The sequence below is a fragment of the Mycolicibacterium sp. XJ662 genome, assembly GCF_053484035.1.
Genome location: NZ_JBEFTL010000008.1, coordinates 186477 through 204910, shown reverse-complemented (window position 1 = coordinate 204910; position 18434 = coordinate 186477). Strand labels below are relative to the sequence as shown.

At 67.5% G+C, this 18434-nt stretch carries 19 protein-coding genes and 1 tRNA gene; 14 read left to right on the top strand and 6 right to left on the bottom strand.

Annotation, left to right across the window (positions count from 1 at the left end; genetic code table 11):
* Positions 1 to 109 precede the first annotated feature (109 nt).
* The 9 genes from ABQE93_RS20440 (at position 110) to ABQE93_RS20400 (ending at position 7448) form a co-directional block, all read left to right on the top strand.
* Entirely contained in the window at positions 110 to 967 is an 858-nt protein-coding gene (locus ABQE93_RS20440) for a ParA family protein (protein ID WP_448409780.1), read from the top strand.
* Complete coding sequence (locus ABQE93_RS20435; RefSeq protein WP_448409782.1) at positions 892 to 1785, top strand: segregation/condensation protein A; 894 nt, start codon at positions 892 to 894, stop codon at positions 1783 to 1785. The genes ABQE93_RS20440 and ABQE93_RS20435 overlap by 76 nt, the downstream gene beginning before the upstream one ends.
* Positions 1778 to 2488, top strand: a complete 711-nt coding sequence (scpB, locus tag ABQE93_RS20430) for an SMC-Scp complex subunit ScpB (protein WP_448409784.1) — start codon at positions 1778 to 1780, stop codon at positions 2486 to 2488. Before ABQE93_RS20435 ends, scpB begins: the two co-directional genes overlap by 8 nt.
* Entirely contained in the window at positions 2481 to 3224 is a 744-nt protein-coding gene (locus tag ABQE93_RS20425; RefSeq protein ID WP_448409785.1) for a pseudouridine synthase, read from the top strand. Before scpB ends, ABQE93_RS20425 begins: the two co-directional genes overlap by 8 nt.
* A complete protein-coding gene (gene cmk / locus ABQE93_RS20420; protein ID WP_448409786.1) occupies positions 3221 to 3907 on the top strand; it encodes a (d)CMP kinase in 687 nt (228 codons plus the stop codon). Before ABQE93_RS20425 ends, cmk begins: the two co-directional genes overlap by 4 nt.
* Complete coding sequence (gene der / locus ABQE93_RS20415) at positions 3904 to 5307, top strand: ribosome biogenesis GTPase Der (protein WP_448409787.1); 1404 nt, start codon at positions 3904 to 3906, stop codon at positions 5305 to 5307. Before cmk ends, der begins: the two co-directional genes overlap by 4 nt.
* An 88-nt stretch (positions 5308 to 5395) precedes the next feature.
* Positions 5396 to 6163: a sulfite exporter TauE/SafE family protein gene (locus ABQE93_RS20410; protein WP_448410050.1), complete on the top strand. Its 768-nt coding sequence runs from the start codon at positions 5396 to 5398 to the stop codon at positions 6161 to 6163.
* A gap of 221 nt (positions 6164 to 6384) precedes the next feature.
* Complete coding sequence (locus ABQE93_RS20405; RefSeq protein ID WP_448409788.1) at positions 6385 to 7338, top strand: sulfite exporter TauE/SafE family protein; 954 nt, start codon at positions 6385 to 6387, stop codon at positions 7336 to 7338.
* Between the two features lie 36 nt (positions 7339 to 7374).
* A tRNA-Pro gene (locus ABQE93_RS20400) sits at positions 7375 to 7448 on the top strand.
* A gap of 266 nt (positions 7449 to 7714) precedes the next feature.
* Here ABQE93_RS20400 and ABQE93_RS20395 read toward each other — a convergent pair.
* The 3 genes from ABQE93_RS20395 to ABQE93_RS20385 form a co-directional block, all read right to left on the bottom strand.
* Positions 7715 to 9172, bottom strand: a complete 1458-nt coding sequence (locus ABQE93_RS20395) for an MFS transporter (RefSeq protein ID WP_448409789.1) — start codon at positions 9170 to 9172, stop codon at positions 7715 to 7717.
* A gap of 71 nt (positions 9173 to 9243) precedes the next feature.
* Positions 9244 to 10491 carry a cytochrome P450 gene (locus ABQE93_RS20390; RefSeq protein ID WP_448409790.1) on the bottom strand — a complete coding sequence of 416 codons (1248 nt, stop codon included), beginning with the start codon at positions 10489 to 10491 and terminating at the stop codon, positions 9244 to 9246.
* Between the two features lie 6 nt (positions 10492 to 10497).
* Positions 10498 to 10740, bottom strand: a complete 243-nt coding sequence (locus tag ABQE93_RS20385; RefSeq protein ID WP_448409791.1) for a hypothetical protein — start codon at positions 10738 to 10740, stop codon at positions 10498 to 10500.
* A 116-nt stretch (positions 10741 to 10856) separates the two neighbouring features.
* Here ABQE93_RS20385 and ABQE93_RS20380 point away from each other — a divergent pair, with 116 nt between their 5' ends.
* Positions 10857 to 11486: a TetR/AcrR family transcriptional regulator gene (locus tag ABQE93_RS20380; protein ID WP_448409793.1), complete on the top strand. Its 630-nt coding sequence runs from the start codon at positions 10857 to 10859 to the stop codon at positions 11484 to 11486.
* Positions 11487 to 11703: 217 nt separating this feature from the next.
* Positions 11704 to 12999: an acyltransferase family protein gene (locus ABQE93_RS20375; RefSeq protein ID WP_448409794.1), complete on the top strand. Its 1296-nt coding sequence runs from the start codon at positions 11704 to 11706 to the stop codon at positions 12997 to 12999.
* A 51-nt stretch (positions 13000 to 13050) separates the two neighbouring features.
* Here the strand turns inward: ABQE93_RS20375 and ABQE93_RS20370 are convergent, their stop codons facing one another.
* Complete coding sequence (locus ABQE93_RS20370; protein WP_448409795.1) at positions 13051 to 13497, bottom strand: hypothetical protein; 447 nt, start codon at positions 13495 to 13497, stop codon at positions 13051 to 13053.
* A gap of 305 nt (positions 13498 to 13802) precedes the next feature.
* Between ABQE93_RS20370 and ABQE93_RS20365 the strand changes: the two genes are divergently transcribed.
* Genes ABQE93_RS20365 through ABQE93_RS20355 form a run of 3 tightly spaced genes read left to right on the top strand, consistent with a single transcriptional unit; the run spans position 13803 to position 16644 of the window.
* Positions 13803 to 14879: a DUF1214 domain-containing protein gene (locus tag ABQE93_RS20365; RefSeq protein WP_448409797.1), complete on the top strand. Its 1077-nt coding sequence runs from the start codon at positions 13803 to 13805 to the stop codon at positions 14877 to 14879.
* The gene (locus ABQE93_RS20360; protein ID WP_448409799.1) at positions 14876 to 16060 is read left to right on the top strand and encodes a sulfotransferase family protein; all 1185 of its coding nucleotides are present in this window, start codon (positions 14876 to 14878) and stop codon (positions 16058 to 16060) included. Before ABQE93_RS20365 ends, ABQE93_RS20360 begins: the two co-directional genes overlap by 4 nt.
* A gap of 56 nt (positions 16061 to 16116) precedes the next feature.
* Positions 16117 to 16644, top strand: coding sequence for a TetR/AcrR family transcriptional regulator (locus ABQE93_RS20355; RefSeq protein WP_448409800.1), 528 nt, complete (start codon positions 16117 to 16119; stop codon positions 16642 to 16644).
* On the opposite strand, the gene ABQE93_RS20350 is transcribed toward ABQE93_RS20355, so the two are convergent.
* Together ABQE93_RS20350 and ABQE93_RS20345 are read right to left on the bottom strand one after the other, a co-directional pair.
* Entirely contained in the window at positions 16616 to 17539 is a 924-nt protein-coding gene (locus tag ABQE93_RS20350) for a DMT family transporter (RefSeq protein WP_448409802.1), read from the bottom strand. The two genes, ABQE93_RS20355 and ABQE93_RS20350, sit on opposite strands and share 29 nt — an antisense overlap.
* A complete protein-coding gene (locus ABQE93_RS20345) occupies positions 17529 to 18407 on the bottom strand; it encodes an SDR family oxidoreductase (RefSeq protein WP_448410052.1) in 879 nt (292 codons plus the stop codon). The genes ABQE93_RS20350 and ABQE93_RS20345 overlap by 11 nt, the downstream gene beginning before the upstream one ends.
* Between the last annotated feature and the right edge of the window lie 27 nt (positions 18408 to 18434).

The window sequence follows — 18434 nt, the reverse complement described above, 5'->3', positions numbered from 1 at the left end:
ATCGCCCCGCATGTGCCCAGCGGGTCTGCCTGACCAGGGACGCTTGTCCCGTTAAACTTGCCCGGATGTTCGCCATGCGGGTGCTGTGCCTGACCAGGGGTGGTCGCGCATGAGCGACGACGGCGAAAAAGCGGTGGGCCTGACCGGTCGTCCGCCCCGTCCGGTCCCCGAGCCCAAACCCAAGTCCGTGCACGGTCCGGCCAAGGTCATCGCGATGTGCAACCAGAAGGGCGGCGTCGGCAAGACCACGTCGACCATCAACCTGGGCGCCAGCCTCGCCGAGTACGGCCGCCGGGTGCTGCTGGTGGACCTGGATCCACAAGGCGCCCTGTCGGCGGGTCTGGGAGTTCCGCACTACGAGCTCGAACACACCGTGCACAACCTGCTCGTCGAGCCGCGGGTGTCGATCGACGACGTCATCGTCAACACCCGGGTCAAGGGCATGGACCTGGTGCCCAGCAACATCGACCTGTCGGCCGCCGAGATCCAGCTGGTCAACGAGGTGGGCCGCGAACAGACCCTGGCCAGGGCGCTGTACCCGGTGCTGGACCGCTACGACTACGTGCTGATTGACTGCCAGCCGTCGCTGGGCCTGCTCACCGTCAACGGTCTGGCCGGCAGCGACGGGGTGATCATCCCGACCGAATGCGAGTTCTTTTCGCTACGCGGGCTGGCGCTGCTGACCGACACCGTCGACAAGGTGCGCGACCGGCTCAACCCCAAGCTGTCGATCAGCGGCATCCTGATCACCCGGTATGACCCCCGCACCGTAAACTCCCGCGAAGTGATGGCCAGAGTTGTGGAGCGGTTCGGCGACCTGGTGTTCGACACCGTGATCACCCGGACGGTGCGCTTCCCGGAGACCAGCGTGGCCGGTGAGCCGATCACCACATGGGCACCCAAATCCAGTGGTGCGATCGCCTACCGGTCGTTGGCTCGCGAAGTCATCGACCGGTTTGGCGCGTGAACGCCCAGACCGAACCGGACCAATCCGAACAGTCGGGTTTCCAGGTCCGGCTGAGCAATTTCGAGGGCCCGTTCGACCTGCTGCTGCAGCTGATCTTCGCGCACCGCCTCGACGTCACCGAGGTCGCGCTGCATCAGGTGACCGACGACTTCATCGCCTACACCAAGGCGATCGGCCGCCAGCTCGAACTCGACGAGACCACCGCGTTTCTGGTCGTGGCCGCGACGCTGCTCGATCTGAAGGCCGCCCGGCTGCTGCCCGCCGGCGAGGTGCACGACGAAGACGACCTCGAACTGCTCGAGGTGCGTGACCTGCTGTTCGCGCGGGTGCTGCAGTACCGGGCGTTCAAGCACGTCGCCGAGATGTTCGCCGAACTCGAGGCCGCCGCGCTGCGCAGCTATCCGCGGGCGGTGGCGCTGGAGGACCGCTACCAGGACCTGCTGCCCGAGGTGATGCTGGGCGTCGACGCCGACAGCTTCGCGCAGATCGCAGCGACCGCCTTCACGCCCCGGCCGGTGCCCACCGTGGGCACCGAGCACCTGCACCAGGTGGCGGTGTCGGTGCCCGAGCAGGTCGCTAACCTGATGGGGCTGCTGGAGCGCCGCGGGGTGGGGCAGTGGGCGTCGTTCCGCGACCTGGTGGCCGACTGCGGGGCCCCGATCGAGATCGTCGGTCGGTTCCTGGCGCTGCTCGAGCTGTACCGGGCCAGGGCAGTAGCATTCGAACAACCAGAACCGCTTGGTGTGCTCCAAATTTCGTGGACCGGAGAACGTCCGACCGAGCAGCACCTCGCGGCGGAAGTGGACCACTATGACTGACGACAACGACGCCGAAACCGCGACCGATCTCGACCTCGGCATCGACGTCGCGACCGTGCCGGAGTTGGAGGATTCCGAACTGCACGCGGTGTTGGAGGCGCTGTTGTTGGTGGTCGACACCCCGGTCACGGTCGAGCAGCTGGCCGCCGTCACCGAACAGCCCGCCGACCGGGTCGCCGAGAAGCTGCAATCGATGGCCGATGAGCTCACCGCCCGCGACAGCGGCATCGATCTGCGCGAGGCCGGCGGCGGCTGGCGGATGTACACCCGGGCTCGCTACGCCCCCTACGTCGAACGGCTGTTGCTCGACGGGGCGCGTTCGAAGCTGACCCGTGCCGCGCTGGAGACGCTGGCGGTGGTCGCCTACCGCCAACCGGTGACCCGAGCGCGGGTCAGCGCGGTGCGCGGCGTCAACGTCGACGCCGTGATTCGCACGCTGGTGGCGCGCGGCCTGATCACCGAAGCCGGCAACGACCCGGACTCGGGTGCGGTGACCTTCGCGACCACCGAGTTGTTCCTGGAACGCCTCGGTTTGACGTCGCTGGCCGATCTGCCCGACATCGCGCCGCTGCTTCCCGACGTCGACGTGATCGACGACCTGAGCGAATCGCTGCACGACGAGCCGCGGTTCCGCAAGCTCAACGGGGCTCCGTCACCCGAGCAGCCGATGTCGTTTGATGTGGACCAGGATTCGGATGGCTGAACCTGACGGTGTGCGGCTGCAGAAAGTGTTGTCCCAGGCCGGAATTGCGTCGCGCCGCGTGGCCGAGAAGATGATTCTCGACGGCCGCGTCGAGGTCGACGACCAGGTGGTTACCGAGTTGGGCACGCGGGTGGATCCGGACGCTTCGGTGATCCGCGTCGACGGCGCCCGGGTCAAACTGGACGACACCCTGGTGCACCTGGCGATCAACAAACCCAAGGGGATGCACTCGACGATGTCTGACGATCGGGGCAGGCCGTGTGTCGGCGACCTGGTCGAGCACCGGGTGCGCGGGAACAAGAAGCTCTTTCACGTCGGGCGACTCGACGCCGACACCGAAGGGTTGATGTTGCTGACCAACGAGGGTGAACTGGCGCACCGGCTGATGCACCCGTCCTACGAGGTGCCCAAGACGTATCTGGCCACGGTGCTGGGCTCCGTGCCGCGTGGGTTGGGACGCACGCTGCGCTCCGGTGTCGAGCTGGACGACGGGCCCGCCAGCGTGGACGATTTCGCCGTGGTCGACAAAGCGCCGGGCAGAACGCTGGTGCGGCTGACCCTGCACGAGGGACGTAAGCGGATCGTGCGTCGACTGCTTGCGGCGGTGGGCTATCCGGTGGAGGAACTGGTGCGCACCGAGATCGGCAGCGTGTCGTTGGGGGATCAGCGGCCGGGCAGCATCCGGGTGCTCACCCAGAAGGAACTCGGTGAGTTGTACAGGGCGGTCGGACTGTGAGCGCGACGCTGGTGATCGCCATCGACGGCCCCGCGGGGACCGGAAAGTCCACGGTGGCAAGGGATTTAGCGCGCGCCCTGGGGGCGCGCTATCTCGACACGGGGGCGATGTACCGGATCGTGACGCTGGCCGCGGTGCGCGCCGGAGTGGATCTGCACGACACACCGGCCATCGAGACCGTCACCCGGGATGTGCCGCTGTCGGTCGGATACAACCCCGACGAGGACAAGGCTTACCTTGACGCAGAGGATGTTTCGGCCGAGATCCGCGGGGACGCGGTGACCAAGGCGGTCTCGGCGGTCTCCGCGGTGCCCGCGGTGCGGGCCCGGCTCGTGGGGCTGCAACGCGAACTGGCGTCGGGCCCCGGCAGCATCGTCGTGGAGGGCCGCGACATCGGCACCGTGGTGCTGCCCGACGCCGACCTGAAGATCTTCCTGACGGCCTCAGCGCAGGAACGCGCGCGGCGGCGCAACGCACAGAACGCGGCTGCCGGCTTGGCCGACGACTACGAATCGGTGTTGGCCGATGTGCAGCGGCGCGACTACTTGGACTCCACGCGCCCGGTGTCACCGCTGCGGGCCGCCGACGACGCCGTGGTGGTCGACACCAGTGATCTGTCGGCCCCCGAGGTCGTCGCGCGTCTGCTGCAGCTTGTCCGCGACCGTGCGGGGGCCACGCCATGACCGGTGACGGCACCTGGAGCGACGAAAGCGATTGGCAGGTCGGCGCGGACGATATCGCCGAGGCGGTCGAGGAGGCCGCGGCGCCACCGCCGGTGGTCGCCGTCGTCGGTAGGCCCAACGTCGGCAAGTCCACGTTGGTGAACCGGATCCTGGGCCGCCGCCAAGCCGTCGTGCAGGATGTGCCCGGCGTGACCCGCGACCGGGTGTCCTACGACGCGCTGTGGTCGGGCCGGCGGTTCGTGGTGCAGGACACCGGCGGCTGGGAACCCGACGCCAAGGGGCTACAACAGCTGGTGGCCGAGCAGGCGTCGGTGGCGATGCGCACAGCCGACGCGATCATCTTCGTGGTCGACGCCGTGGTCGGCGCGACGACCGCCGACGAGGCGGCGGCCCGGTTGCTGCAACGCTCCGGCAAGCCGGTGTTCTTGGCGGCCAACAAAGTTGACAGCGAGCGAGGCGAAGCCGACGCCGCCGAGCTGTGGTCGCTGGGCCTCGGCGAACCACACATGGTCAGCGCGATGCACGGCCGCGGGGTGGCCGATCTGCTCGACGAGGTCATCGACGCGCTGCCCGCGGTGTCAGAACTGGCCTCCAGCGGCACGGGACCGCGTCGGGTCGCGTTGATCGGCAAGCCCAACGTCGGCAAGAGCTCGCTGCTGAACCGGCTCGCCGGCGACGAGCGGTCGGTGGTGCACGACGTCGCCGGCACCACGGTCGACCCCGTCGACTCGTTGATCGAAATGGACGGCAAGCTCTGGCGGTTCATCGACACCGCGGGGCTGCGGCGCAAGGTCGGCCAGGCCAGCGGACACGAGTTCTACGCGTCGGTGCGCACGCACGGCGCGATCGACGCCGCCGAGGTGGCGATCGTGTTGATCGACGCGTCGCAGCCGCTGACCGAGCAAGACCAGCGGGTGCTGTCGATGGTCATCGAGGCGGGCCGGGCGCTGGTGTTGGCGTTCAACAAGTGGGACCTGGTCGACGAGGACCGCCGCTACCTGCTGGAGCGCGAGATCGACCGGGAGTTGGCGCAGCTGCAGTGGGCGCCGCGGGTCAACATCTCAGCCAAAACCGGTCGGGCCGTGCAGAAGCTGGTGCCCGCGCTGGAACGCTCGCTGGAGTCGTGGGACACCCGGGTGCCGACGGGACGGCTGAACACCTTCTTCAAGGAAGTCGTTGCGGCCCATCCTCCGCCGGTGCGCGGCGGCAAACAGCCACGCATCCTGTTCGCCACGCAGGCCACCGCACGTCCACCAACGTTCGTGTTGTTCACCACCGGCTTCATCGAAGCCGGCTACCGACGGTTCCTGGAGCGGCGGCTGCGGGAGACCTTCGGGTTCGAGGGCAGCCCCATCCGGATCAACGTGCGGGTCCGGGAAAAGCGCGGCCGTCCTCGCTAATTTGCGATTTCGGCGCGCTTATCGCCCGTCCGCGTCCATAACCGCGCCGAAACCGCTCGATTAGGGTTGGCCGGTGCCCGTCGTCAACATGATCGTGATCGCCTTGGCCGGCGTCGGCGCCGGTGCGATCAACGCGCTCGTCGGCTCCGGCACGCTGATCACGTTCCCGACCCTGGTGACGCTGGGCTATCCGCCGGTGACGGCGACCATGTCGAACGCCGTCGGGCTGGTGGCGGGCGCTGCATCCGGCACCTGGGGGTACCGGCGCGAGTTGCGGGGCCAAGGCAAACGGCTGGCGTGGCAACTGCCGGCCTCGTTCGTAGGCGCGGGGCTGGGCGCGTGGCTGCTGCTGCACCTGCCGGAGACGGTGTTCGAGCAGGTGGTGCCGGTGCTGCTGGTAGTGGCGCTGGTGCTGGTGGTGGTGGGCCCGCGGATTCAGGCATATGTGCGACGGCGGGCCGAGTTGGCCGGGCGCTCGGCCGACTACGTCTCCGCCGGGCGGATGGTCGCGCTGGTGGCCGCCACGTTCGCGATCGGCGTCTACGGCGGCTACTTCACCGCGGCGCAGGGCATCATGCTGATCGCGGCGATGGGCGCACTGCTGCCCGAGGACATGCAGCGGATGAACGCGGCCAAGAACCTGCTGTCGTTGGTGGTCAACATCGTCGCCGCGGCGTCATACACGCTGGTCGCGTTCGACCGGATCAGCTGGGCCGCGGCAGGGTTGATCGCGGGTGGCTCGCTGATCGGCGGCTACCTCGGCTCGCACTACGGGCGGCGGCTGTCGCCGAACGCGTTGCGGGCGGTGATCGTCGTGGTGGGAACAATCGGGCTGTACCGATTGCTCACTGTGTAGACGTCTTCGGTAAGCTGCGTTGATCCGCGACCGCGAGAGGGAGACAGGTGGCTGAACGCCAGTTCCGCATTGCACCGTCGGCCCTCTGCGCGCTGGAGCCGTTCTGGCCGTCACGGCGGCTGATGGCTTTCGACGAGTGGTGTTGCGCGCGCATCTGACGCGCCCACTAGTCCCTCCGGTCACGCCTGCTCGTGACCTCTTAGTCGAAAGCTGCCGAACCTATGCGTTCGCTTCTGATCTTCGCCCTCGTCGGCGTTGGCGCCCAGCTGGTCGACGGTGCCCTCGGCATGGCGTTCGGCGTCACCGCCTCCACGCTGCTGGTGCTCAGCGGTGTCGGTGCCGCGCAGGCCAGCGCCGCGGTGCACCTCGCCGAGGTCGGCACCACGCTGGCGTCCGGACTGTCGCACTGGCGGTTCAAGAACATCGACTGGTCGATCGTGTTGAAGCTCGGGGCGCCCGGGGCCGTCGGAGCCTTCCTTGGTGCCACGGTGTTGTCGTCGTTGTCGACCGAACACGCGGCCCCGTTGATGGCCGCAATCCTGATGGCCATCGGAACCTATGTGGTGCTGCGGTTTTCGTTGCGCAACCCGCCGGTGCTGCGGCACGGCGAGACCCCGCACCGGGCGAGGTTTCTCAGCCCGCTGGGGCTGTTCGGCGGGTTCATCGACGCGTCCGGCGGCGGCGGTTGGGGCCCGGTGACGACGAGCACGCTGCTGTCGCGGGGCAAGACCGCGCCGCGCACGGTGATCGGTTCGGTCAGCGCATCGGAATTCCTGGTGGCCGCTGCTGCGTCGGTGGGCTTCGTGATCGGCCTGCGCGACGAGTTCATCTCCAACCTGCCGATCGTCGCGGGTTTGGCGATCGGCGGGGTGATCGCGGCGCCGTTCGCGGCCTGGTTGGTCAGCAGGATCAGCCCCGCGCTGCTGGGCAGCGCGGTCGGCGGCGTGATCGTGCTGACTAACAGCCAAAAGCTGGTGCACTACTTCGGCATCGAATGGCCATGGTCGACGGGTGTGTACGCGACGATCACCGTGGCGTGGGCGACGGCGCTGGTGTTCGCGTGGCGGACGTCGCGCGCCCCGCGGTTCGTGCCCGACGAGCAGGCGCCGGAAGTGGCCGAGGACACGGCGACGACGGCGAAGCCGGGTTGGGGAGAGCCCAGCGCCCTGCGGTAGGCTTTTGACCGCTGCCGGCGATCCCGGCGGCGGTCGCGGGCTGTGGCGCAGCTTGGTAGCGCACTACACTGGGGGTGTAGGGGTCGCAGGTTCAAATCCTGTCAGCCCGACACAGAAAAGGTCTTTGACCTGCTCTTTTCTGAAGAGCAATAATCGAACCCAACGCCCCGCATCGAGGAGCTTGAAACACACGTCGCCGTCCCAGATCGCAGGCACCATCCGGTAGCCGCATCTGGCGGCGTACCCGTCGATGCGCGTCCGCTCGGCGACGATCACCCCGGAACCTCGATCCAGGACCAAAGTGGGCACCCATCAACGCTAAGACGCGGCGCGCGCCTCGAAGTGCAGAAAGTTCAAAGCACGAGAGTGAGTTGTTCTACACGTGCGGTGTTGATGGCGTCGCTTCTGGGGCCGAGGGAATGACTTTGATGGCGACTGCGGCGGCGATGGCGAGTAGGACCGCGGCGATGAGGGAGACAGCTTGGACCCCAAAAGTGAAGGCGTGCTGGGCTTCTGCGAGGAGGTCGGATGAGTTCTTCAGCTGGTAGGCGGCGCTGGCCAGGGAGTCGTGGAGGGCGTCGCGGTCGGGGGCGCTGATGTGTTCGGGGAGCCGCAAATTCGCGCGGTAGATGATGGTGTGCAGGGTGCCCAGGACGGCGATGCCGAGGGCGACACCGAATTCGTAGGCGGTTTCGGAGATCGATGCGGCGGCTCCGGCACGTTCGGCGGGGGCTGCGCTGACCACGGCATCGGTGGAGAGAGTCATCGCGGCCCCGACACCCAGGCCGATGACGGCCAGGGAGATGCCCATGCCCCAGTAGGTGGACCATCCTTCGGTGATGGCCAGGCCGACCAGTCCGAGGGCGGAGAGGCCGAGGCCGGCGGCGATGGCGCGGCCGCGGCCGAGGCGGGTGAGCAGGTAGCCGACAATTCCGACGACGACGACGATGGCGATGGTGGCGGGCAGCTCGGCCAGACCGGCCTGGAAGGGGGTCATGCCCATGACGAGTTGGAGGTGTTGGGAGAAGAAGAACATGACGCCGATGAAGGCGAAGATGGCGATGGTGTTGGCGGCGACGGCGCCGCTGAACGCGGGCAGGCGGAACAGGCTGACATCGACGAGGGGTTGGGTCAGGGCGCGTTGGCGGCATAGGAACGCCCACCCGGCACCAACGCCGAGCGCGATGGTGGCGGGTACGGTCCAGTCCAGCCCAGTGCCCACAGCGTGTTTGACGGCGAAGACGATCGACACGATCGCGGTGACCGACAGCGCCGCCGAGTACAGGTCGAGGCGGGTGCCGTCACGGTTTCTCGATTCGGGGATGAGCACGATGCCGGCGACCACGACGAGGACCATCAGCGGCACGTTGATGAGAAACACTGAGCCCCACCAGTAATGCTCCAGCAGGAACCCGCCGACAAGCGGGCCGAGCGCGGCGCCGCCGGTAGCACCGGCCGTCCAGGCGGCGATCGCGGTGGTGCGCTGCACGGGATCCTCGAACAGGTTGCGCGCGATCGAGAGTGTCGAAGGCATGATGGTCGCGCCGGCGACACCGAGCAGCACGCGCGCGGCGATCAACATCTCGGGTGTGGTCGAGAACGCGGCCAGCGCGGAGGCCAGACCGAATCCGACGCTGCCGATAAGCAGGAGCCGTTTGCGGCCGATGCGGTCGGCGAGGTTGCCCATCGTGACCAGGAGCCCGGCCAGGGCGAAGGAGTAGACGTCACCAATCCACAGCATCTCGGTGGCGGTGGGGGCAATGTCGGCGGTCAGCGCCGGGACGGCGAGGTAGAGCACGGTGCCGTCGATGGCGAGCAGCACGGTGGCGAGCATGAGGACGCCGAGTGCGGACCATTCGCGCGTCCCAGCTCTTACCGGTGCAGCGGCTACGTGGAGCGGGGCGTTCACGCGGTAGTGGGCTTTCCGGTGAGGGTGACGGGAAGGTGCGACATACCGCGCAGGCTGACGTTGGGCCGGTAGGTCGGCTCGCCGGCAAGCTGGGCGTGCGGGAACCTTCTGGTCAGTGCGGTGAGGGCAGCGGCGGCTTCGAGTCGGGCCAGGGGTGCGCCGAGACAGAAGTGTGCGCCGTGGCCGAAGGCGAGATGGCGGAACGCGGGCCGGTCGGGGTCGAATTCGTCGGGGCGGTCGTACTCGGCGGGGTCGCGGTGCGCGGCGCCCAGCAGCAGTACCGCGGAGTCGCCGGCGGGCACCACGGTGTCGCCGATGATCATGTCGCGCTCGGCGATGCGGTCGGACAGTTGCACCGGTGGATCCCAGCGCAGCGTTTCCTCGACCACAGCGGGCATCCGGTCGGGGTTCTCGGCGGCGGCGCTCCACTGGCCGGGGTGGGTCAGCATGGCCAGTGCGGCGTTGGCGATGAGGTTGACCGTGGTTTCATGCCCGGCGACGAACAGCAGCTCGCAGGTGGCCACGATCTCGTCCTCGGTGAGGTGCTCGCCGGATTCTTCGGCGGCGACCAGGGCTGACATCAGGTCGTCCCGCGGCGCGCTGCGACGCTGGTGGATCAGTTCGCGAAGGTAGTCATACATCCACGTGGCGGCGTCAAGACGTTCTTGCCGGCCCTCGTCGAGATCGCCGACAGCCGGGAGAAAGTCATCAAGGCCCTGGGCGATGAGCTTGGACGCGTGCCCGAAGCGCGGTTCGTCCTCGACGGGGACGCCCAGCAGCCGGCAGATCACGATAACCGGCAGCGGGTAGGCGAGGTCTACGACGACATCGCCGGTGTCAGCGACGCGTCCCAGGAGATCATCGACGATGGTGGCGATCTCCGGTTCCAGCTCGCGAATCCTGCGCGGGGAGAACGCCTTTTGGACCAGTTTGCGTAGCCGGGTGTGATCGGGCGGATCAAGGATCAGGAAGCTGTGGGTATCGAAGTCCGCAGGGTCGGCGCCGTCGCCGATGGCGTTGCGGACCATGGTGGATTTGCGGCGGTCAACGGCTCCGTCGGGGTGGCGCAGGATCTCGTCGCAATCGGCGTAGCTGCCGAAGACGACCATGTTGAATTCGGGCAGCGCGAACGGCGCGGCGTGAGCGGCCGCGCGGAACGCCGGGTACGGGTCGGCGCGCACGGCCGGGTCGAAGATCGCTTCGAAGCGCCCCTGGGGGCTGGTGGGGGTCGTCGAGGAGGACATGCTGGGTCAGCTCGCTTTCTGCATCATCGCGGTCGAGGTGGGGGTACTCCCGTGACGCATGACCGGCGGGTGGGTATCGGGACCGTTGGTGGTCGCGGTTGTTTCGCCCCAGCCGGGCGGCTGGAGCAGGTAATTGACGCGCCGACGCCAGGTCTTGGCGGTCCACACGTCCCGGGCTGCGCGGGCCAGTTCCCAGTAGTTGACCTTCTTTCTGACTGGCGCGGCGCTTGAAGCGGCGGCGCGCGACACCCCAATCATGTCTAGGTCAACTGACTAGGTCAAGTGACCTAAAGGTGATGTGCGTCCTCATCTGTTGGCGCTGGATGCGTGACCAGCAGTTTCGGTGGTCTGGCAGACTAGCCGTCATGACCGGCTCTGCGGCGCGAAGCACCGAGCGACGTGATACGAGCAAGCGCGATGCCTTCGTCGCGGCGGCGGTCCGGGTGATGGCACGAGACGGCGTGGCGGCGTTGACGACTCGCCGTATCGCCGAGGAGGCGAACCTGCCGCAGGGGATATTCCATTACTGGTTCGCCAGCAAGGCCGAACTCCTCGAAGCCGTGCTCTACGCAGTGATGGCCGACGCCGCCACTGCCGCCGCACCACCGGATGTCAACGACGATCCGGCCGCTAACTGGAAGGCAGCATTCCAGAAGATCCGTGAGGACGAGGCCGGTCGCCAGCTCGGCGCCTACGAACTCACCGCCATGGCCGTGCGCAATCCCGAGCTGAAGGACATGGCGCAAAAGCTCTATCAGAGTTATCACGACATGGCTCGCTCCGACGTTGCTCCACTAGTCGATGAACTCAACGCAGGCGGAGCCGAACTCGACGTCGACCTCACCGCAAGCCTCATCGCAGCGCTCTTCGACGGCCTCACGTTCTCGTGGCTGGCCAACCCCGACGGACCGCCCCCAGAGAATGTGCTCGACCTCGCTTTTCGGCTCCTGCGCAACGCCAGCACGGCTAGCGCAGCAGCGGCCCGCCGCAGATAGAAGCCGGCCAGGGCAACGAAGGTAATTGAGGTAGACGCAACGCATGTGCGGATAGTGCCGCCTTTGCATGCGCGACAAACTAATTCGCCCCAGGTCCGACTGTGGGTCACGTGGTCGCAGGTTCAAATCCTGTCAGCCCGACCATTTTCTTTCTGTTGCTCGACGGCACGTAGTACTACTCATGACCGCCGACCGAGTTTCCGGGCATTCTGAACGCATGCCGCTGACCACGCATCTGTCGCGCGTCGACAAGCTCGCCGCCGAAACCCCGCCGGACCGGGACCGCGCCATCGACGTCGCCCGGTTGGGCGCGCTCCTCGTCGTGATTTTCGGGCACTGCGCGCTGCTGCTGGCCACCATCGACAGCGGTGGTGTCCGGATCGGCAACATCCTCGGCGAGATCCCGGCGCTGACCCCGATCACCTGGGTGGTGCAGGTGATGCCGCTGTTTTTTCTCGCCGGCGGCGCCGCGGGGGCTTACGGCTGGCACACCGGACGAGCCTGGGGCACGTGGCTGTTCACCCGGGCGCAACGGCTGTGCCGGCCGGTGTTCTGGTATCTCGCGGTGTGGTCGGCGGCCCTGTTCGGCGTGCGGCTGACCCTCGGTGCGGAGTCCGCGGCCGATCTGGGCCGCGAATCCGTCGCGCTGCTGTGGTTCCTCGGCGTCTACCTCGTCGTGCTGGCATTCGTCCCGCTGCTGACCCGCCTCGACAGCGGCCGCGCCACCGCCGTCGTCGTCGCCGGGCTCGTCGCCCTGGCCGCACTCAACGACGCGATCCGCATCGCGACCGGCACCGCCATGGCCGGCGTCGCCAACTTCGTCGTCGTCTGGCTCATCGCCGTGTCGATCGGCGTCGCGTACGCCCGGCGGCTGATCGGGCCCCGGACGGCGCTCGGGGTCGCGGTCGGTGCGCTCGCCGCACAGATCACGCTGGCGATGGTCGGCCCCTACGAGGTGTCGCTCGTCGTCACCGGAACCGAGCGGTTGTCCAACGTCTCACCGCCCACCCTGCTTCTTGCCCTGCACTGCACCTGGATGTCATGCGCATTCGTCGCCGCCGCCGGCGCGATCCAGCGGTGGACACAGCGGCCACGCATCTGGTACGTGGTGGCCGTCGGCAACGGGGGAGCGATGACGCTGTATTTGTGGCACATCGTCGCAATCGCGATCGCCGCGTTCTCACTGCACGCCGTCGGCCTCGATGCCTATGACGTTGACGCAGCAGGGTTTTGGGGTCGCCTGGCGCTGCGGGCCGCGGTGTTCGCAGTGGTGATGTTCGCGATGTTCCGCCTGCTGTCACCGCTGGAGCACCGTCGGCTGCCGTGGTGGGACGCACCCGTTTCGGGTACCGGCGCGCGATCCGTGGCGGCGGGGGTGCTGGTGATCGCGGCCGGGGTGGCGCTGCTGCTGCTGGCCAAGAGCGGTCTGACCGGATCGGCCGGCTGGACCTTGCTCGGCTGCTTCGTCGGCACAGCCGCCGCTGCCCGAATCTGCTTGTGCGCTAAAGCTTGACGAGCCACGCGTCAGTCCGGCACCGTCTCTGAGGTCAACCGTTGCAGGTTTTCACGGGCAGAACGCGATGAGCGCGTTCTGCACCGCTCGCTCAGCGATATCCGTCCGGATGAACTCATCGGTTTGGACGTCTGGGTCGTCCGCGGAGACGGCGTGGCCCGAACCGCCGTCGGACCCGACGTACTTACCAACCGGATTTCCCGCGGTGGCGTCGTTGAAGGCCTCGACGGCCGCATCGACCTGGTCGGCAGGTAGCTTCTGACTGAGCAGGGCGGCGTTATCGCGATAGTTCCTCGGGCCCACGATCGCGCACATTTCCGGAAACTGCTCGGCGATCTGGTTCGCCGCCGTGACCAATTGCTGGTCTGTGATATCTGCGCAAACCAACGGGCTCGAGGTACCCCACTCGTCGAGGAACCTGGCGCCGTCGCTGCCGTACTGTGGCGCGCCACCACCCGGCGACGCTGTGCCGTGATCGAAGGCGCCGATCACTCGCATACCGGAAGTGCACGATGACGTCCCTTGTCCGTCTGGCTGTTGGCTCTGACTTCGCACACCGCTCTCACCGCTGCTGCAACCGCTCGTCAACGCGGCCGCGCCGAGCACCACTGAAACTGCAACGACGATCCACCTGCCGAATACGCTTACCCCACTTGACAACCCAAGACCCCTTCTTTTGTCGTGCCAAGGATATCGCCACATTGCACACAGCATCGGCTCTTTAAGGCGCAAACGCCTCCGCAATTACGCAACATTCTGTATGTTAAATGCCGTCCGCTTGCCCGTCGACGGAATCGAGTGTCATGTCGGTAACTCCACGCAGTGACGAGGCCTTCGACGCGCTGCTCGGCATGTTTCGCGACCTCGGGGAAGTGGTCCGCGAGGACGCCCGCGGTGACCGCGAACGTCTGGAGGGCTACCGCGTGCTTGCACGGATCATCGCCCTGTGCAGCGAACTGTCGCTCGACGTCGATCCCGAGGCGCCGCGGTTCTTCCCGATGGCGACGCCTTTTCGGCAGGTCGGCGGGCCGAACCCCGACGGCGAGTACGACCTGTGCGCGCTGACCCCGGGCCGCTCCTACCGGGTCCGCGGCCGCCGGGAGAAGGTGACCTATCTGGGTTTTCAGGTGATGGCCGGCACCGGCCTCACACCCCGCCGCCAAGCGGCGTATGTTTCGGACACCGACCTGACCGTCGGCGCCGACGGTACCTTCGAATTCGTGCTCGCCCCAACCGATCCCGGCACCGGCGAACACTGGGTGCCGATCCCCGACGACGCCTCGGCCATCGTCGTGCGGCAGTACGTCTCCGACCGCCAGAACGAGCAGATCGCCACCTACGAGATCGCCCAGATCCAATCAGCACAGCCCGTCGCCGCGCTCACCGACGAAACACTCGCCGACCAGCTGAGCGCGTTCATGTGGACGGCCTACAAGCTGATGACGCTGCACCGCACCGTCTTACCGAACCTGCTGGACGAACCCAACAAACTGGTGACGGCGCAGGCGGCGGCGCTGGGCTCGGAGAACACCACCCCCGACAACCTCTACATGCTCGGCGCGTTCGACCTGACCGACGGCCAGGCTCTGCAGCTCGACATCGAACCACCCGAAACCCGCTACTGGTCGATCACCCTGGAGAACGTCTGGCACGAGTGCCTGGAGCCGTTCCGCACCCGCAGTTCGGGCACCCAGGCCTCATTTGAGCCCCGCGCCGACGGCACCGTGCGCGTCGTCCTCGCCGGCCACGACCCCGGTGTGCCGAACTGGCTCGACACCGGCGGACGCCGCCGCGGCTTCATCGTGCTGCGCTGGCTCGACAACCCCGACCCACCCCGCGTCACCACCACCGTCCGCAACCTCACCGAGGTCACCGCATGAAATCCCAAGAGCTCATCGAATCCGCCATCGACACAACGGGTCTCACCGACTTCGGCGACGACGCCCTGTTCGGTGGCGACGGCTGGCGCACCGCGCTGGACGTGCTGGTCGACTCGCTCACCCGCGAGGCGAACCTGCATGAGATGGGGCAGTTGGTCATCCAGGGTGAGCTCAGCCAGTACCTGGTCAATCGGTTGCGTATCGTCGACCACCACCGCAGCCACCCCGAGATCCGCGAGCGCGACATCACCCCGCCGATCGTCATCATGGGTCAGGCCCGCACCGGCACCACCATGCTCTTCGACCTGCTGGCACAGGATCCCGACCACCGCGTGCCGCAGACGTGGGAGGTCGACCACCCGCTGCCGCCGCCGCGCACCGAGACCTACCTGACCGACCCGCGAATCGCCCAGACCGAGGCGACATTCGAGCTCGTCGACACCGTCATCCCCGAGTTCCGCGCCGTGCATCAACTCGGCGCCCAACTGGCCCAGGAGTGCGTGCGCATCACCGCAAGCCACTTCGTCTCCGCGATCTTCCCCACCCAGTACCAGGTGCCCTCATACCTGCAGTGGCTGCTGTACGCCGCGCAGGAGCAGGGACACGTCGCCGGCTCCTACACCTGGCACCGGCGCTTCCTCGAACTGCTGGCCAGCGAAGCCCCCGGCACCCGCTGGCTGATCAAAACCCCGTTTCACTGCTGGACGCTCCCCGAACTGATGGCCGAATACCCACAGGCGCTGCTGGTGCAGACCCACCGCGACCCCGCCAAGGTGATGGCGTCGACCACGAGCCTGCTCGCCACGCTGCGCAAGCTGGGCACCGACGACATCGATCAGCCGAGGATGGCCGCCGAGTTCTTCGAGTTCATCCTCGGCGGGCTCGAGCGCAGCGCCGACGCCCGGATCACCGGCGTCGTGCCGGGGGAGCGGGTGGTCGACGTCGCGTTCGCCGAGCTGATGAACGACCCGATCGGCGCCGCCAAGACCGTCTACTCCTCGTTCGGGTGGACGTTCTGCGCCGAGGTCGAGGACGCCATGACGAACTTCCTGCGCACCCACGTGCGCGAGGGCCACGGTCATCCGTACACGTTCGAGGCCACCGGCCTCTCGCTCGACGCGATCCGCGAACGCACCGCCCGCTACACCGAGTACTTCGCCGTCGCCGAGGAGTTGAGCTGACCCGCGCTGCCAACACCGGCCCGGGCCGGCCCCGCGATCCCCAACGGCACGAGGCCGTGCTGTCCGCCACCCGGGAACTGCTCGACGAACGCGGTTACACCGCGCTCACCTTCTCCGAGGTCGCCAAGCGCGCGGGCGTCACCCGGCAGTTGGTCTACCGGTGGTGGGCGGTCAAGGCGTCGTTGGTCTCCGAAGCGCTGTTCGGTTTCGGCACACCCGAGTGGCCGACAAGCTATTCGGGGCCGCTGGGGGCGGATCTGCGGATGTTTGTCGGGGCCATCGTCGACTACGCGTGTCGAGCCGATGTGCGGGCCGGTATCGCGGGGCTGATGACCGATGCCGACCCCGATACTCCGCTGCCGGGTCTGGTCGAGGGCCTGCTAGCTCCGTTGCGCACGTCACTGAGGGCGCTCGTCGATGCCGGCGTCGGTCGGGGTGACACGCGACCGGACGTCGATATCGATTTGACGCTCAACACGATCCGCGGTGCGGTGACGATGCACCTGCTGGCCGATCAGACCCCGCCCGATGTGGTGGTCGACCACGTCACCCAGCTCATGACCTGGGCGCTGACGCAGCCTTAGCGGCGGCGGTGTCCGGCTGGGGCACCTCGGTTTTGGCCCGTACAGCGATCAAGCCGCCTCCGATCACCAACGCCATGCCCACGTACATGTAGGCCGTCGGCGGTTGCTGCCAGACGATCCAGTCGATCAGCGCGGAGAACACGATCACCGAGTAGATGAACGGGCCCACCTTCTCTGCCGACGCGTAGCGATAGGCCACCACGATGAGAACCTGGGAGAAGAGTTGCGCCACACCAAGACCTACCAAACCTGGGAGCGCACCCGTGGGAATCGGTTGCCAGTCGAAGACGGCGATCGGGATGGTCATCACCGTCGACAGCAGAAAATAGTAGAAGAGAATCCTGGTGACCGGTTCGGTGGCGCCCAGCCATCGCACCGACATCATCGCCACGGCCAGCAGCAAAGCCCCGGTGAGCGCAGACAAGTCGGGGATACCGAAACCCTGGTTCTGCGGTTGCAGCACAAGGATCACCCCGCCGAAGCCGACCGCTGCCCCGAACCAGGTGGGCGCTGCGACCCGCTGCCGGGTCACCGCCCAGGCGATCAGCGGCATCCACAGCGGGGCGCTGTAGGTCAGCACCGTCGCGTTCGCCAACGGGATCGCCATGATCGCGAAAAACAGTGCGTACCAACACCCGGTGCCGGCAGCGGCCCGCAGGATGTGCAGCCCGACCTTGTCGGTTCGCAGCGACGACCAGCCGCCGCGCCACACCACCGGGATCATCACCAGCAGGCAGATCGCATTCTGGAACAGCAGAAGGACACCGGTCGAGGTGTACTGGCCCGAAATCTTGGCGAGCATGCCCACCAGCGCAACGCAGAAGAACGCCGCCGTCGTGAGAGCCGCTCCGGCAGCAAGGTTTTCGGTCCGGTACCCGGTTGGGCTACCGGCCAATGTCGGCGCTGCCCGTCTTTTCCAGCTGGGGCGTCGAGCGCTTCATGACGCCGTTGAGCAGCCGCGGCGACACGATATCGAGAGCCCGCAGCGGCAACGTCTTACGCGGTGTGATGCGCACCGGGCGTGCCCGCGCCGCCACCACCATCCACTCCGCGGCCTCGTCGGCGCTGAGCGCAGCCAGCCCGTCGTACGCCCGGGTGGGCGCGATCATCGGCGTGGCGACCAGCGGGTAGTAGATCGTCGTCGAGCAGATACCCAGCTCTGCCAGCTCGTTGTCGATCACCCGGCTCACCGCGCTCAGCGCCGCTTTCGACGCGTTGTAGACACCGAACAGCGGCGAGGACTCCGGCATCACCCGCCAGCTCGACACGTTGATGATGTGCCCGTCGCCGCGTTCGAGCATTCCGGGCGCCACCCCGCGGATCAGCCGAAGCGGCGCGTAATAGTTGAGCGCGATCGTGCGCTCGACGTCATGCCATCGGTCCAGCGATTCGAGCAGTGGCCTGCGGATGGACCGGCCGGCGTTGTTGATCAGGATGTCGACCGGTCCGACGTGTTGCGCCAGTTGATCGACGGCGTCGAGATCGGCCAGGTTCACCGGCATCGCGATCGCCGCGCCACCACGTGCGGTGATCCTCGCGACCACGTCGGCGAGGAGGTCCTCACGGCGCGCGACGAGGATCACGGTGGCGCCGTGTGCCGCCAGCTTCTCGGCGGCCACCTCACCGATGCCCGAAGACGCCCCCGTCAGCAGGATGCGCTTTCCGCGCAGATCGACCGGTGCGCGCGGCGTCAAGCGCGGCAGCGGGCGCATGCCGGCCAGCCGGAGCGCTTTGCGCACATTCTGTACCGAAAGCCGGTGCACCGCAGATGTTCTCGCCGAACCTGGGCC

Coding starts and splice junctions, on each gene's coding strand:
- ABQE93_RS20440 (WP_448409780.1), top strand. CDS start 110: ATGAGCGACGACGGCGAAAAAGCGGTGGGCCTGACCGGTCGTCCGCCC.
- ABQE93_RS20435 (WP_448409782.1), top strand. CDS start 892: ATGGGCACCCAAATCCAGTGGTGCGATCGCCTACCGGTCGTTGGCTCG.
- scpB (WP_448409784.1), top strand. CDS start 1,778: ATGACTGACGACAACGACGCCGAAACCGCGACCGATCTCGACCTCGGC.
- ABQE93_RS20425 (WP_448409785.1), top strand. CDS start 2,481: ATGGCTGAACCTGACGGTGTGCGGCTGCAGAAAGTGTTGTCCCAGGCC.
- der (WP_448409787.1), top strand. CDS start 3,904: ATGACCGGTGACGGCACCTGGAGCGACGAAAGCGATTGGCAGGTCGGC.
- ABQE93_RS20410 (WP_448410050.1), top strand. CDS start 5,396: ATGATCGTGATCGCCTTGGCCGGCGTCGGCGCCGGTGCGATCAACGCG.
- ABQE93_RS20405 (WP_448409788.1), top strand. CDS start 6,385: ATGCGTTCGCTTCTGATCTTCGCCCTCGTCGGCGTTGGCGCCCAGCTG.
- ABQE93_RS20395 (WP_448409789.1), bottom strand. CDS start 9,172: ATGCTCGCCACCGTGCTGCTCGCCATCGACGGCACCGTGCTCTACCTC.
- ABQE93_RS20390 (WP_448409790.1), bottom strand. CDS start 10,491: ATGTCCTCCTCGACGACCCCCACCAGCCCCCAGGGGCGCTTCGAAGCG.
- ABQE93_RS20380 (WP_448409793.1), top strand. CDS start 10,857: ATGACCGGCTCTGCGGCGCGAAGCACCGAGCGACGTGATACGAGCAAG.
- ABQE93_RS20375 (WP_448409794.1), top strand. CDS start 11,704: ATGCCGCTGACCACGCATCTGTCGCGCGTCGACAAGCTCGCCGCCGAA.
- ABQE93_RS20370 (WP_448409795.1), bottom strand. CDS start 13,497: ATGCGAGTGATCGGCGCCTTCGATCACGGCACAGCGTCGCCGGGTGGT.
- ABQE93_RS20365 (WP_448409797.1), top strand. CDS start 13,803: ATGTCGGTAACTCCACGCAGTGACGAGGCCTTCGACGCGCTGCTCGGC.
- ABQE93_RS20360 (WP_448409799.1), top strand. CDS start 14,876: ATGAAATCCCAAGAGCTCATCGAATCCGCCATCGACACAACGGGTCTC.